This is a genomic window from Dickeya fangzhongdai (assembly GCF_002812485.1).
GTDB classification, from domain to species: Bacteria; Pseudomonadota; Gammaproteobacteria; order Enterobacterales; family Enterobacteriaceae; genus Dickeya; species Dickeya fangzhongdai.
The window spans coordinates 1,459,691-1,474,593 of the sequence record NZ_CP025003.1; the positions used below are offsets into that span (position 1 = coordinate 1,459,691).

General features: G+C 61.1%; 14 protein-coding genes. 7 read left to right on the forward strand and 7 right to left on the reverse strand.

The window, feature by feature from the left end; genetic code table 11:
* Positions 1–18 precede the first annotated feature (18 nt).
* From CVE23_RS06770 to kdpF, 7 genes are all read right to left on the reverse strand, one after another.
* Positions 19–447: an EamA family transporter gene (locus CVE23_RS06770; RefSeq protein ID WP_038918300.1), complete on the reverse strand. Its 429-nt coding sequence runs from the start codon at positions 445–447 to the stop codon at positions 19–21.
* 85 nt (positions 448–532) lie between these two features.
* Complete coding sequence (kdpE, locus tag CVE23_RS06775) at positions 533–1,222, reverse strand: two-component system response regulator KdpE (RefSeq protein WP_038918302.1); 690 nt, start codon at positions 1,220–1,222, stop codon at positions 533–535.
* Positions 1,219–3,948, reverse strand: coding sequence for a two-component system sensor histidine kinase KdpD (gene kdpD / locus CVE23_RS06780; protein ID WP_100849152.1), 2,730 nt, complete (start codon positions 3,946–3,948; stop codon positions 1,219–1,221). The genes kdpE and kdpD overlap by 4 nt, the downstream gene beginning before the upstream one ends.
* Before the next feature lie 28 nt (positions 3,949–3,976).
* On the reverse strand, positions 3,977–4,552 hold the full coding sequence (gene kdpC / locus CVE23_RS06785; protein WP_100849153.1) for a potassium-transporting ATPase subunit KdpC: 576 nt from the start codon (positions 4,550–4,552) through the stop codon (positions 3,977–3,979).
* A 15-nt stretch (positions 4,553–4,567) separates the two neighbouring features.
* Positions 4,568–6,634: a potassium-transporting ATPase subunit KdpB gene (kdpB, locus tag CVE23_RS06790; protein WP_038918306.1), complete on the reverse strand. Its 2,067-nt coding sequence runs from the start codon at positions 6,632–6,634 to the stop codon at positions 4,568–4,570.
* 14 nt (positions 6,635–6,648) lie between these two features.
* A complete protein-coding gene (gene kdpA, locus CVE23_RS06795; protein ID WP_100849154.1) occupies positions 6,649–8,334 on the reverse strand; it encodes a potassium-transporting ATPase subunit KdpA in 1,686 nt (561 codons plus the stop codon).
* Positions 8,334–8,408 carry a K(+)-transporting ATPase subunit F gene (gene kdpF, locus CVE23_RS06800; RefSeq protein WP_202428405.1) on the reverse strand — a complete coding sequence of 25 codons (75 nt, stop codon included), beginning with the start codon at positions 8,406–8,408 and terminating at the stop codon, positions 8,334–8,336. The genes kdpA and kdpF overlap by 1 nt, the downstream gene beginning before the upstream one ends.
* Positions 8,409–8,846: 438 nt before the next feature.
* On the opposite strand from kdpF, the gene CVE23_RS06805 reads away from it, so the two are divergent.
* The 7 genes from CVE23_RS06805 to pxpA all read left to right on the forward strand — a co-directional run bounded on the left by CVE23_RS06805 (position 8,847) and on the right by pxpA (position 14,893).
* On the forward strand, positions 8,847–9,053 hold the full coding sequence (locus tag CVE23_RS06805; protein WP_038918308.1) for a YbfA family protein: 207 nt from the start codon (positions 8,847–8,849) through the stop codon (positions 9,051–9,053).
* A gap of 267 nt (positions 9,054–9,320) precedes the next feature.
* Positions 9,321–10,280: a YbgA family protein gene (locus tag CVE23_RS06810; protein WP_038918309.1), complete on the forward strand. Its 960-nt coding sequence runs from the start codon at positions 9,321–9,323 to the stop codon at positions 10,278–10,280.
* 28 nt (positions 10,281–10,308) lie between these two features.
* A complete protein-coding gene (phrB, locus tag CVE23_RS06815) occupies positions 10,309–11,739 on the forward strand; it encodes a deoxyribodipyrimidine photo-lyase (RefSeq protein WP_100849155.1) in 1,431 nt (476 codons plus the stop codon).
* Positions 11,740–11,770: 31 nt separating this feature from the next.
* Entirely contained in the window at positions 11,771–12,514 is a 744-nt protein-coding gene (locus CVE23_RS06820; protein WP_100849156.1) for a type 2 GTP cyclohydrolase I, read from the forward strand.
* Between the two features lie 69 nt (positions 12,515–12,583).
* Complete coding sequence (pxpB, locus tag CVE23_RS06825) at positions 12,584–13,243, forward strand: 5-oxoprolinase subunit PxpB (RefSeq protein ID WP_100849157.1); 660 nt, start codon at positions 12,584–12,586, stop codon at positions 13,241–13,243.
* Entirely contained in the window at positions 13,237–14,166 is a 930-nt protein-coding gene (pxpC, locus tag CVE23_RS06830; protein ID WP_038660834.1) for a 5-oxoprolinase subunit PxpC, read from the forward strand. Before pxpB ends, pxpC begins: the two co-directional genes overlap by 7 nt.
* The gene (gene pxpA / locus CVE23_RS06835; RefSeq protein ID WP_100849158.1) at positions 14,156–14,893 is read left to right on the forward strand and encodes a 5-oxoprolinase subunit PxpA; all 738 of its coding nucleotides are present in this window, start codon (positions 14,156–14,158) and stop codon (positions 14,891–14,893) included. The genes pxpC and pxpA overlap by 11 nt, the downstream gene beginning before the upstream one ends.
* Positions 14,894–14,903 lie beyond the last annotated feature (10 nt).

Genomic DNA, 14,903 nt, shown 5'->3' on the forward strand with positions numbered 1-14,903 from the left:
ATGCCTGCGGCCAGTCGTTTATCCCAACGCCACCAACAGCGCGCCGGCGGAAATCAGCGCGACGCCAACCCCGGCCAACAGCGACACTTTTTCTCCCAGCAGCAGCGCCGCCAGAATCACCGCGAACACCACGCTCAGTTTGTCGATGGGCGCCACCTGCGCGACGGTGCCGCTTTTCAGCGCCATAAAATAAAACAGCCAGGACAGCGCGCCCGCCACGCCGCTCAGCACGATGAACACCATCGCCTTGTGGTTGGCAAGTACGGTGCCGAACAACGATGTTTTGCCCTGCGCCACCACCACGCCGACCAGAAACAGCGCCATGATCACCGCACGAATGGCGGTGGCGGTATTGGCGTCCAGCTGTTGCAGGCCGATTTTGCCAAACAGCGCCACTAGCGCGGCGCACAACGCCGACAGCAAGGCGTAAAGTAACCAGCTACTCATTGATATTTTTCTCGCGGATAAAAATCAGGATGCTACGCCTGACGCGGGCGGGGCGCCAGCGGCATAAATCAGTAAAGGACGCAAACTAGGGCATAAACCGGTAGCCGATGGCGGTCTCGGTCAGAAAGTGACGCGGGCGGGCCGGGTCGTGTTCCAGTTTTTGACGCAAATGACCCATGTAGATACGCAGATAATGGCTGTGCTCCACCGCGTTAGGACCCCAGACCTGATTGAGCAGTTGGCGCTGCGTCAGCACCTTGCCGGGGCTGGCGAGCAGGGTGGTCAGCAGTCGGAATTCAATCGGCGTCAGGTGCAGTTCCTGCTGGTCGCGCATGACCTGACGATTGACCAAATCCACCGTGACGTTCGAAAAGCTAATGAGTGGGGTTTCCTGCTGGGAGGCGCTGAAACGGCGCAGCGCCACCCGAACCCGTGCCAGCAACTCGCCGATGCCGAACGGTTTGGTGAGGTAATCATCGGCGCCGGCGTCCAGCGCGTCTATCTTGTCCTGCTCGTCGGTACGGGCGGACAGCACGATAACCGGAATCGCGCTCCACTGGCGCAGATCCCGGATGTAATCAATACCGTCGCCGTCGGGCAGACCCAGATCGAGAATAATCAGATCCGGTTTACGGGTCGCGGCTTCGATCAGTCCCCGTTGCAGCGTTTCAGCGTCGAATACGCGACAGCCTTCGTTCTCCAGCGCGTTGCGGACAAAACGCCGGATCTCTTTCTCATCTTCTACGATCAGGATGTTGGTCTGTAACAGGGTCAGGACTCCATCTCTTCAGGTTCGAGCGCCGGCGGCGGCGCCAGCGGCAAAGTAAAGTGGAACACCGCACTGCCGTCATCCGCGTTGGTGGCCCAGATTCGTCCGCCGTGAATTTCCACAATGGCCCGGCAGATTGCCAGCCCCAGACCGACGCCGGGAATGGAAGATTCTTTGTGCCCGCGGGCGAACTTGTCAAAAATCATTCTTTCCTGACCTTCGGGGATGCCGGGGCCGTTATCCCGCACCTGCACTTCCAGCATATCGCCGGAGGTCGGGGAGGAAACCTGGCTGGCGGAAACGGTGATCGTCGCCTGCTCGCCTGCATATTTGATGGCGTTTTCCAGCAGGTTGATCAACACCCGTTCGATCAGGCTGGCGTCGCAGTACACCAGGGTCATGTCCTGCAGCAACCGTAAATGAATAGTATTGTTTGCCAGCGAATTTTCCAACTGCCGCAACGCGCTTCCGGCGAGTTCTTCCAGCGTTTGCCACTCTTTGCGCAAATTGAAGCCGTCGGACTGGATGCGCGCCATATCCAGCAGGTTGTTGACCAGCCGGGTGGTACTGAGGATGTGCTGGCGGATCTGGCTGGCCTGCGGCGCATAGGGCGAGCCTTCGGACGCCAGGTTAAGCGTCAGGATTTCCGCCTGACCAAACAGCACCGTCAATGGGGTACGCAAATCATGGGACAGGGCGGCCAGCAGCGAATTACGTAGCTGCTCGCGTTCGGCGTCCAGCCGCGCGTTTTCGGTGCTTTTGACCAGATGCAAACGCTCCAGCGCGTTGGCGATCAATACCGTGAAGGTTTCCAGCATGCGTTGTTGTTCCGGAATCATCAGCTGGCGAACATTATTCGGCTCGATGGCGATGACGCCGAAGGTCAGTTGCGGCGTCGCCAGCGGCAGAAGCTGATACGGCACGCCCGGCAGGGTCGTGGTGCCGGCTCCGGCAGGGGCGGCGTGATCGTAGCTCCAGCGGGCGATGGCCTGATCGACGATCAGTTGATCGGGTTCGTCGAGCGCGGCCTGTTGCAGCTCTGCCGTCGGGGAGGATACCGGCTCGGCCAGCAGAATGGCGATCTTGGCCTGAAAGGTGGAACGCAGGAAATGGTGACTGGCTTTGGCGATATCCTGCACCGACAGGCTGCGGTTGAGCGCCTTGGACATTTCGTACAGATGCCGCACCCGTTGCTCACGGTAGCGGGCGACGCGGGCCTGATAACGCACGCCGGCGGTTAGATTCCCCACCAGAATACCGATGGTCAGCATCACCGCAAACGTGACCAGATACTGAACGTCCGCTACCGCGAATGTCCCCTTGGGCACCACAAAAAATAGATCGAAACTGGCGACGTTGATGACCGCGGCGAACACCGACGGCCAGCGGCCATAAAACAGCGCGATGATCACCACCGCCAGCAGGTAGAGCATGACCAGATTGACCGGCTCCAGCATGGAGAACGGCGACCACAGCGCCAGCAGCGTAATCAATGTGCAGAGCAGGGCGGCGACGCCGCAGCCGTACAGCTGCAACCGCCATTTGTCGGTGATTCCCCGGATATCCGGGGTCTTGGGCGGAGGCGGCGCGGCGTCGTCTTGTACCGACACTACGACCAAATCGAGGTCAGGCCCTAACTTGCCGAGTTTCTCGGCGAAGCGGGTGCGGCGCAACCAGCCGAGTTTCTGTTCGGGGTGACGACCAATCACGATCTTGCCCAGATTGTGCTCGCGGGCATAGCGCAGTACCGCGCGCTCCACCGACGGGTCGGAAAGGGTGGCGGTTTCCGCCCCCAGATCCTGCGCCAGTTTCAGCGCGCGCAGGATCGCCCGTCGTTCGCCTTCCGGCAGACGGTGCAGGCGCGGCGTTTCGACGTAAACCGCGTGCCAGATGCTGCCCAGACGGGCGGCCAGACGGGCGGCGGTGCGCACCAGCTTTTCGTTGCCCGCGCCGCGGCCGATGCACAGCAGGATAGCGTCGCGGGTATGCCAGACTCGTTCGCGTCCCTGACTGGCGCGCATCGCCCGCATCTGGTCGTCCACCCGGTCGGCCATACGCCGCAGCGCCAGTTCGCGCAGAGCAAGCAGGTTGCCTTTGCGAAAGAAGTTTTCGATGGCGCGTTCCGCCTGCATCGGCAGGTAAACTTTGCCTTCATTGAGGCGCTGGCGCAGGTCGTCAGGCGGCAGGTCCACCAGCACCACTTCATTGGCGTCGTCAAAAATCGGGTCCGGGACGGTTTCCCGCACCCGGATGCCGGTCACGCCGCCGACGATATCGTTCAGGCTTTCCAGGTGCTGCACGTTGACGGTGGTGAACACGTCGATGCCGGCGTCCAGCAGTTCCTGCACGTCCTGCCAGCGTTTGGGATGACGGGAACCACGGATGTTGCTGTGCGCCAGTTCATCGATCAGGATCAGCGCCGGGCAGCGCGCCAGCGCCGCGTCCAGATCGAATTCATGGTGATGACGGCCGTAATGGCTGATTTTCTTCATCGGCAAATGCGGCAGCCCCTCCACCAGCGCAGCGGTTTCGCTGCGCCCGTGGGTTTCCACCACCCCGACCAGCACATCCAGCCCCTGGGCCTTCAGGCGCTGCGCTTCCTGCAACATGGCGTAGGTTTTCCCGACCCCGGCGCAGGCGCCGAAGAAGATTTTCAGTTTGCCGCGCGGCTGTTCTTCAATCTGGCTCAGCAGGCTGTCCGGGTCGGGTCGACGCTGTTCCTCGTCGGTCATTTCTGTTCCTCGTAGGGTGGGCCCTTAATCAGGGAAGCGGTTTAAGCTGGTCTAACGCCATATTCAATTCTACGACATTCACCACCGGCGTTCCGATAAATGCGGGCCACGGCGTGCGCGTATAGCGATTGATCAACTGTTCTACCTGATCCTGCGTCAGACCGCGTGCTTTGGCGACCAGTCCGGCCTGATAGTCGGCGGCCGACACTGAAATGTGCGGGTCCAGGCCGCTGGCCGAGGCGGTGACCAGTTCCACCGGTACCGGCGCGTTGTCGCCGCGGCGCTGGTGCCAGGCCGCGACGTTCTGACTGACGGCTTTGTCCAGCGCCGGGTTGCTGACGGCGAGGTTGCTGCCGCCGGACGCCATCACGTTGTAGGCGCTGTCCGACGTGGCGGACGGGCGGCTCTGGAAGTACCCGTCACGGCTGAACGCTTGCCCAATCAGCGACGAGCCGACCGCTTCGTCCTGCCGATAAAGCAGGGAACCGTTGGCCTGCACCGGGAACAGCCATTGCCCCAGCGCGGTGACCAGCAACGGGTAGCCGACGCCGGTGATCAGGGTCATCAGCAGTAATAAAACCAGGGAAGAACGGACATAATTCATGATAATTACCTTCAGTTACGCCAGCCCGGTGACAGTCAGGAGCACGTCGATTAGTTTGATGCCGACGAACGGCACCAGCAGACCGCCCAGCCCATAAATCCACAGGTTACGGCTCAGCAGCGCCGCGGCGCTCATGGGTTTATAACTGATCCCTTTTAGCGCCAGCGGGATCAGAAACACGATAATCAACGCGTTGAAGATCACCGCCGACAGCATCGCCGAGGCAGGGGAGTGCAGTTGCATCACGTTTAGCGCGTTCAACTGCGGATAGGTGGCGGCAAACGCGGCCGGAATGATGGCGAAATATTTGGCTACGTCGTTGGCGATGCTGAACGTGGTCAGCGAACCACGGGTCATCAGCATCTGCTTGCCGATATGCACCACCTCGATAAGCTTGGTGGGGTTGGAATCCAGATCCACCATGTTGCCGGCCTCTTTGGCCGCCTGAGTGCCGGAGTTCATCGCCACCGCCACGTCGGCCTGCGCCAGCGCCGGGGCGTCGTTGGTGCCGTCGCCGGTCATCGCCACCATGCGGCCTTCCGCCTGATACTGGCGAATCAGCGCCAGTTTGGCTTCCGGCGTGGCTTCCGACAGAAAATCGTCCACGCCCGCTTCGGCGGCAATGGCGGCGGCGGTCAGCGGGTTATCGCCGGTGATCATAACGGTCTTGATGCCCATGCTGCGCAGTTCGGCGAAACGCTCCTTGATACCGCCTTTGACGATATCTTTCAGCGCCACCACGCCCAGCACGCGCTTGCCTTCGGCGACCACCAGCGGGGTGCCGCCCTGACGCGCCACGCCGGCGACGGCGTCTTCCACTTCCGCCGGGAACTGGCCCTGATTGGCTTCAATGTAACGTCGCAGCGCGTCCACCGCGCCTTTGCGGATGGTGCGCCCCTGAATATTGACGCCGCTCATGCGGGTCTGCGCCGAGAAGGGCACGAAGGTGGCGTCCAGGTCCCGCAGCGCCCGCTCGCGCAGGCCGAAACGCTGTTTGGCCAGCACCACGATGCTGCGGCCTTCCGGGGTTTCGTCCGCCAGCGAGGCCAGCTGCGCCGCGTCGGCCAGCGCCTGCTCGCTCACGCCCGGCGCCGGCAGAAACGCGGAAGCCTGACGGTTGCCCAGCGTGATGGTGCCGGTCTTGTCCAGCAGCAGCACGTCGATGTCGCCGGCGGCTTCTACCGCACGGCCGCTGGTGGCGATGACGTTGGCGCCCAGCATGCGGCTCATGCCGGCGATGCCGATGGCCGACAGCAAGCCGCCGATGGTGGTGGGGATCAGGCACACCAGCAGCGCTACCAGCACGGTGATGCTAATCACCGAGCCGCTGTTGTTGGCGGTGACGCTGAACCAGGAGAACGGCGACAGCGTGGCGACCACCAGCAGGAAAATGATAGTCAGTTCCACCAGCAGGATGGTGAGCGCCACCTCGTTCGGGGTTTTGCGGCGTTTGGCGCTCTCCACCATGGCGATCATCCGGTCGATAAAGGTTTCGCCAGGGTTGACGGTGCACTGGATTACCAGCCAGTCGGACAGCACGCGGGTGCCGCCGGTCACCGAGGCGAAATCGCCGCCGGATTCACGGATCACCGGCGCCGATTCGCCGGTGATGGCGCTTTCATCCACCGAGGCGCCGCCTTCCAGCACCTCGCCGTCGCAGGGGATCATCTCGCCTGCGGACACCAGCACCACGTCGCCTTTGCGCAGGCTGTCGGCCGGCACTTTCTGGGTGGCGGCGTCATGGTGCGGCGCGGCCAGCTTGTTGGCCCAACTGGTTTTTTTCACGCCTTTGAGGGTTTCCGCCTGCGCTTTGCTGCGGCCTTCCGCCAGCGCTTCGGCGAAGTTGGCGAACAGTACCGTCACCCACAGCCACAGTGAAACCGCGCCGGTGAACCCGGCGCTGCCGGCGGTTTGTCCGCTGACTATCGCCAGCCAGATACCGGCGGTCAGCAGGCTGCCGATATACACCACGAACATCACCGGATTGCGCCACTGGACGCGCGGATCGAGTTTTTTTACCGAATCCACCAGCGCGTTACGCAACAGAGCGGAATCAAAAAGCGTTTGCTGTTTACGAATCATCTTCTTTCTCCGGCTCAGTGAACCAGACTTGACTGTAAATGCTCGGCAACTGGACCGAGTGCCAGGGCAGGAATAAAGTTCAGCGCGCTAATCAGCAAAATGATGGCGATCAGCAGACCGATGAACAGCGGGCCACGGGTGGACAACGATCCCTTGGTTTCCGGCTGGCGTTTTTTCGCCACCAGCGAACCGGCGATCGCCAGCACCGGAATCAGCGACGAGAAGCGGCCCAGCAGCATCGCGATACCCAGCGTCAGGTTATAGAACGGGGTGTTGACGCTAAGGCCGGCAAAGGCGCTGCCGTTGTTGTTGGCGGCCGAGGAGTAGGCGTACAGCACCTCGCTAAAGCCATGTGCGCCGGGGTTCAGGATGCCGGCGCGGCCGGCTTCGGTGCCGAGCGCCAGCGCAGTGCCCAGCAATACCAGCGCCGGGGTGATCAGAATCGCCAGCGCCGCCATCTTCATTTCCCAGGCCTCGATTTTCTTACCGAGGTATTCCGGGGTTCGGCCGATCATCAGCCCGGCAATAAACACGGTCAGCATCACGAACACCAGCATGCCGTAGAAGCCGGAACCTACGCCGCCGAAGATCACTTCGCCAATCTGCATCAGCCACATTGGGATCAGGCCGCCCAGCGCGGTAAATGAGTCATGCATGGCGTTGACCGCGCCGCAGGAGGTGGCGGTGGTGATGGCGGCGAAAAAGGCTGACGTCAGAATGCCGAAACGGGATTCCTTGCCTTCCATGTTTTGCGCGCTGTCCGCGCCCAGCGACAACAGATGCGGATTGCCGCTCACTTCGGCGTACATCACTACCGCGGTGGCGGCGATCAGCATCAGCGACATCGCCCACAGCAGGGTATGGCCCTGATGACGGTCATTCACCACCCGGCCGAAGGTAAAGCACAGCGCCGCCGGAATCAGCAGGATGGACAGCAACTGTACGAAGTTAGTCAGCGCATTCGGGTTTTCGAACGGATGAGCCGAGTTGGCGCCTAAAAAACCGCCGCCGTTGGTGCCCAGCATTTTAATGGCTTCCTGCGAGGCCAGCGGCCCCATCGGCAGCACCTGCGATGCGCCTTCCAACGTGGTGATATGCTGGTAGGGCAGGAAGTTCTGAATACTGCCCTGACTAATGAAGAACAGGCTGAGCAGCAGTGAAATCGGCAGCAGCAGATACAGATTGATGCGCAGCAGATCCAGCCAGGCGTTGCCCAGTTCGTGGGTAGTGCGGCGGGCGAAGGCGCGCATCAGCACGAAAGCCACGGCGATGCCGGTGGCGGCAGACAGGAAATTCTGTACCGTCAGCCCCACCATCTGGCTGAAATAGCTCAGAGTGTTTTCCCCGCTGTAAGCCTGCCAGTTGGTGTTGGTCACAAAACTTATCGCGGTGTTGAGCGCCAGATGCCAGGACAGGCCCGGCATCTGCTGTGGGTTCAGCGGCAGATGATCCTGATACGCCAGCATCAGGAACAGCAGCACGATACCCAACAGGTTGAACACCAGAATCGCGCCGGTGTAGTGTTGCCATCCCATTTCACGGGTTGAAAAACCACACAGCCGGGCCGCGCTCAGCTCGTAACGGCGCATGCGGCCGGTTTCGCCTTCCACCAGCCGCGCCATAAACTGGCCGAGCGGCTGTGCCAGCACCAGCAGGATCGCAAACAGGCTGACGATCAATAAAAAAGCATCGCTGGGCATCAGAATTCCTCCGCGTTGAGCAATGCATAAAAAAGATAAACCAGCAGTAGTACCACCAGCATACCGCCTGCCATCAGGCCAATATTCACAGGTCACCTCCAACGGTGTTGACTCGCTATCATCCGGTCGTTTCCCTTATCTGGCGCACCGTGCAACGGCATTAACTGGTCAGGCGCGCCTGAGAAATGGGATTCTTCCTACGGCGTTCAGGCTACGCAGAGCGGAAAAAAGAAGGTGCAAATTTCCACGAGGCGGGCGTAAAAAAAGTATAAAAATGGTGAAGGATACGTCAGTTAGGCTGCTGATATGCCAGAGAAGAGCGCAGGCGTCGGTGCATTCCGGCTGGCAGATTTTTTAGCGTGGGTTAGTGATGTGTAACTATTGAGAATCAAAAAATTAACCATAATTTAACTTATTGATGTTGATGGAAAAATAGTTAATTCTCGTGTTGCTATCTGGTCCGATGAGTGTAAAATTTAATCAAAAGTAAACCGTTTAATCAGGAGGCGTTAATGATGTCCTACGTTGTTTATCCCTGGTACCGGGTCGCCTTGCGCCGCATCGGCGTGGTGCTGGTGGGGATTCTGGCGCTGCCGGTGATGCTGTGCTGGCGTGGCCGTTCCCGTTTTTACAGCTACCTGCATCGCGTTTGGCTAAAGACCAGCGATAAGCCGGTGTGGCTGGAACAGTCGGAGCATGCCGCCGGCTATTTTTACTGATTGACCCCGCTCGTTCAGGAAAGCCGCCTGGCGGCTGTTCTTCCTTTCTGTGCTGTTTGCGCTGTTATTACCGCTGGTACCCTTTTTTCCTGTTTCTTTTGCTGAATATCTGACCGCTTCCCTCTGCGTAGCCGTGGCGCGCTCTGTTATGATTTTGCCAGTTAGTCGCGGCGCGGATGCGCTGACTGTAACGTTTATCTTCCGGGGAAAGCGGGATAATTCCGCTATGCTATTGAGATAGCACTCTCTTTTAATACAGGGGACACCATGACAGCCGATCTGATTCCCGTTGGCATCAGCGCCTGCCTGCTTGGCAATCCGGTGCGTTTTGATGGCGGGCATAAACGACTGGCCTTTGCCGTTGAGCAGCTTGCTCCCTATTTTCATTTTGAACCGGTATGCCCGGAGATGGCGATCGGCTTGCCGGTGCCGCGTCCGGCATTGCGGCTGGTTAAGTCGGATGAAGGGCGCCTGCGCCTGCTGGCCAGCAATGGTTCCGGGCTGGATGTGACGGACAACATGGCCGCGTTCTCCGCTGAAAAAGCGGCGGAACTGGCGCACCTGTGCGGTTATATCGTTTGCGCCAAATCGCCGAGCTGCGGTATGGAACGGGTTAAAATTTATGATGCCGCTCAGAACAACGCGCGTAAAAGCGGGGTGGGGCTGTTTACCCAGCAAGTAAGGGAAACGTTGCCGTGGCTGCCGGTGGAAGAAGACGGTCGCCTGCATGATCCGGCGCTGCGTGAGAACTTCATTGCCCGGGTCTATGCGTTGCATGAATTCAACCAGCTATGGAAAAAAGGGTTGAGCCGCGGCGCGCTGATGAGCTTCCACAGCCGCTACAAGCTGCTGTTGCTGGCGCATTCGCAGCCGGAGTACCGCGAACTGGGGCCGTTCGTCGCCGCGATGGACCAGTGGGATTCGCTGGAGGCGTTTGCGGCGCAGTACCGGCTGCGATTTATGACGCTGCTGTCGCGCCCGGCTTCCCGGCGCAATCACACCAATGTGCTGATGCATGTGCAGGGGTATTTTCGCCGTCAGTTGACCGCCGGGCAGCGGCAGGAACTGACCCAGTTGATCGATCGTTATCGTCAGGGCATGCAGCCGTTGCTGGCGCCGCTCACCCTGCTGCGCCATTACATGGCGGAGTACCCGGATGCCTGGCTGGCGCAGCAGCGCTATTTTGATCCTTACCCGGAGGCGCTGCGGTTACGTTATGGGCATTAATTTTTCAGCAGTACGTTAAGGATGGTTCATGACCACACATCTGGTCTGGTTTCGTCACGATTTACGCCTTACCGATAATCTGGCGCTGCACGCTGCCTGCCAGGATCCCGACGCACGGGTTGAGGCGGTGTTTATCGCCACGCCGCAGCAGTGGGCCAGCCATGTCATGGCGCCGTATCAGGCGGCGTTTCTGCTGGACAATTTGCGTGGTGTGCAACAGGCGCTGCGGGAGAAAGGCATCCCGCTGCACTACCATCAGTGCGATGATTTCGCCGCCAGTGTACGCTGGCTGGTCGATTTCTGCCGCGAGCGTCAGGTGACGCGTCTGTTTTACAACCGTCAGTATGAATGGAATGAACGCCAGCGCGACCAACAACTGGAACAAGCGCTGACCGGCGTGACCGAATGCCGGGGATTTGACGACAGCCTGCTGTTGCCGCCCGGCAGCGTGGTCACCGGCTCCGGCGACATGTACAAGGTATTTACGCCATTTCGCGCCGCCTTTCTCAAACGATTGCAACAAAGCGATGTCGGTTCGGTGCCCGCACCGGCTGCTCGCCGACAGGGCGACATCACGCTGGCGTCGCTGGCGCCGTTCGACTATCCGCAAACCGACGTTGATGCCGATTTTCCGGCCGGCGAGCCGGCGGCCTTGCAGCGCCTGCGCCAGTTCTGCCGTGAGCAGGTGATGTTCTACCATGAACAGCGCGACCTGCCCGCGCTGGCCGCCACCAGCAAGCTGTCGCCGTATCTGGCGCTGGGGGTATTGTCGCCGCGTCAGTGTTTCAATCGCTTAACGATGGAACACCCGGACTGGCTGGTCCGGTCGGAAAGCGGCGCGTTTACCTGGTTCAATGAGCTGGTATGGCGCGAGTTTTACCGCCACCTGCTGGTGTTCAGCCCGGCGTTGTGCAAGCACCAGCCGTTTATCGGCTGGACGCGGCGCGTGGCATGGCGCAACGCGCCGGACGAACTGGCGGCGTGGCAACGGGGAGAGACTGGCTACCCCATCGTTGATGCGGCGATGCGTCAGTTGAACCAGACCGGCTGGATGCACAACCGGTTACGGATGATTTGCGCCAGTTTTTTGGTGAAAGACCTGCTGATCGACTGGCGTGAAGGCGAGCGTTACTTCATGAGCCAACTGCTGGACGGCGATTTGGCCGCCAATAACGGCGGCTGGCAGTGGGCGGCATCCACCGGCACCGACGCCGCGCCTTATTTTCGTATTTTCAACCCGACGACGCAGGGCGAGCGCTTCGACCCGGAAGGCGTGTTTATTCGGCGCTGGGTACCGGAGCTGGCGCAGGTTCCGGGCAAGGCCGTTCATCAGCCTCACGACTGGGCCGTGCGCCAGCAGCGGCGCATCGACTATCCCTTGCCGATTGTCGATCACAAACAGGCGCGCACGCGCACGCTGGCGGCATTTGAAGCCGCGAAAAGCGGCGAAACGGCATGATCGCCACTGAAGACAGAAAGGAGCACAAGCTATGCGTAATACCGAACTGGAAAGCCTGATCAACGGTTTTCTCAATGTGGCGGCGTTTCAGGACTACGGGCCCAACGGGCTACAGGTGGAAGGGCGCAGCGAGGTGCGGCGCATCGTCACCGGCGTCACCGCCTGTCAGGCGTTGCTGGATGCCGCCGTGGCGCAGCAGGCCGACGCGGTGCTGGTGCATCACGGCTATTTCTGGCGCAACGAGCCGGCGGTAGTGCGCGGCATGAAACGTCAGCGCCTGAAGACCCTGTTGGCTAATGACCTCAACCTGTACGGCTACCACCTGCCGCTGGACGCTCATCCGGAAGTCGGCAACAACGCCCGGCTGGCGGCGATGCTGGGGATCCGGGTGCTGGGCGAGATTGAATCGCTGTTGCCATACGGCGAACTGCCCCAGCCTTGCAGCGGCGACGACTTGCGTCAGAGGCTGGAAACGGCGCTGGAGCGGCCGGTGTTGCATAGCGGCGACAATGCGCCTGCGCAGATCCGGCGTATCGCCTGGTGTACCGGCGGCGGGCAGAGTTTTATCGATCAGGCGGCTGACTTCGGCGTTGATGTCTTCATCACCGGCGAGGTATCGGAGAAAACCATCCACACCGCCCGTGAAATGGGGCTGCATTTCTATGCCGCCGGCCATCACGCCACCGAGCGGGCCGGGATCCGCTCGCTGGGCGAATGGCTGGCGTCGCAACATGGTTTTGACGTGACATTCATTGATATCCCTAACCCGGCGTAATTGAACAGTCGGACGCCGTACACCATGACGGCGGCGGGATAAGACAGACAACATCAGGCTGGAGGAAGGATGCAACGCGCACGCTGTTATCTGTTGGGTGAGAAAGCGGTGGTGCTGGAACTGGAGCCGCCGCTGCGACTGGAAAGCCAGCAACGAATCTGGGGGCTGGCGGAGCGTCTGGCCGGGCACGACGACGTCAGTGAAGTCATCCCCGGTATGAATAACCTGACGGTGGTGCTCCGGCATCCGCGTCGGCAGGCGCTGGATGCTATCGAACGGCTGCAACGCTGGTGGGAAGAGAGCGAATCGCTTACCAACGTGCCACAGCGCGACGTGGCGATTCCGGTGATCTACGGCGGCGAACAAGGGCCGGATCTGAACGTGGTGGCGGAGCATTGCGGCATGACCGCGCAACAGGTGGTGGAACGTCATGCCGCCGGGCGCTATGTGGTCTACTTCCTCGGTTTCCAACCCGGTTTCCCGTATCTCGGCGGGTTGGATGAGGCGCTGTCCACGCCGCGACGCGCCGAACCTCGGGTGCTGGTGCCCGCCGGTTCGGTAGGGATCGGCGGCAGCCAGACCGGCGTTTATCCGCTCAGTACGCCGGGCGGCTGGCAACTGATTGGCCGCACCTCGCTGGCCCTGTTCCAGCCGATGCAGACGCCGCCGACGTTGTTGAGGCCGGGCGATCGGGTACGCTTTGTTCCGCAGCGGGAGGGAATATGCTGAAGATTATCCGGGCAGGATTGCAGACCACGGTGCAGGATCTCGGGCGCCCGGGGTGGCGGCAACTGGGCATCAGCCAGTGCGGCGCGCTGGATAGCCCGGCGCTGAAGCTCGCCAATCTGCTGGTGGGGAACGACACGGACACGGCGGCGCTGGAAATCACGCTGGGGCAACTGGTTGCCACCTTCACCACACCGTGCTGGATTGCGCTGACCGGGGCCGACTGTCACGCCACATTAGACGGCAAAACGCTATGGACCGGCTGGTGTTTTGCGGCGAAAGCGGGGCAGACGTTGCGCCTGCGTTCGCCACGTAACGGCATGCGCAGTTATCTGGCGCTATCCGGCGGAATCGCGGTACCGGAGGTGCTGGGATCTCGCAGCACCGACCTGAAGGCGGGAATTGGCGGGCTGGAAGGACGCCCGCTGGCGGACGGCGATACGTTGCCGCTGGGAAAACCGCGGCGTTTACCCGGCCGTTCCGTCGGGGTTAAGCAACTGCTGTTCAGCAATCGGGTGCGGGTGTTGCCGGGGCCGGAGTATCAGGAGTTCAGCGAAGAGGCGCGCGACAATTTCTGGCGCACCGGCTGGCATCTCAGCCCACAGAGCAACCGTATGGGCTATCGCCTGCTGGGGCCGGAGCTGATGCGTGAAAATCACCGGGAAATGCTGTCCCACGGTCTGCTGCCGGGGGTGATTCAGGTGCCCCACAACGGCAAGCCGATTGTGCTGATGGCCGATGCCCAGACGACCGGCGGCTATCCGCGCATCGGTTGCGTGATTGAGGCTGACCTGTACAACATGGCGCAGTTGCGCCTGGGCGAACCGGTGCATTTTATTCGCTGCTCGCCGGATGACGCGCTACGGGCATTGCAGGAGCAACATCGCTATCTGGAACAACTGGCCTGGAGGCTGCATGGTAATTGATTTGAACGCCGACCTGGGAGAAGGCGGCCAGCACGATGAGGCACTGTTACAATTGGTCAGTTCCGCCAATATCGCCTGCGGTTTTCATGCCGGCGACGCCGACCTGATGCGCCAGTCGGTGCGCTGGGCCATCCAGTATGGCGTGGCGATTGGCGCGCATCCGAGCTTTCCCGATCGCGAAAACTTCGGCCGTTCGGCCATGAACCTGCCGCCGGAAACGGTTTACGCGCAGGTGGTGTACCAGATTGGCGCGCTGGCGGCGATCGTCAAGGCGGAAGGCGCACGCCTGTTTCACGTTAAACCCCACGGCATGCTCTACAATCAGGCGGCGCGCGAGCCGGCGCTGGCGGATGCCATTGCCCGCGCGGTGGCGGCGGTGGATTCGTCGCTGTGTCTGGTGGGTCTGGCGGGTAGCGAGCTGATTCGTGCCGGTAAACGAGCCGGGCTGAAGACTCGTCAGGAAGTGTTTGCCGACCGCAGCTATCAGGCTGATGGCTCGCTGGTGCCGCGCGATCAGCCCTCCGCCGTGATCAGCAGCGATGAACTGGCGCTGGCTCAGACGCTGGAAATGGTGCAGCGTCAGCGGGTTCGCGCCAGCAACGGCAGTTGGGTCGCGGTACAGGCGGAAACGGTCTGTCTGCACGGCGATAACGCCCACGCGCTGATTTTCGCCCGCCGGTTGCGAGAAAGCTTCACCCAGTATGGCATACAGGTTACGACCCGATAACGGAGGAGAG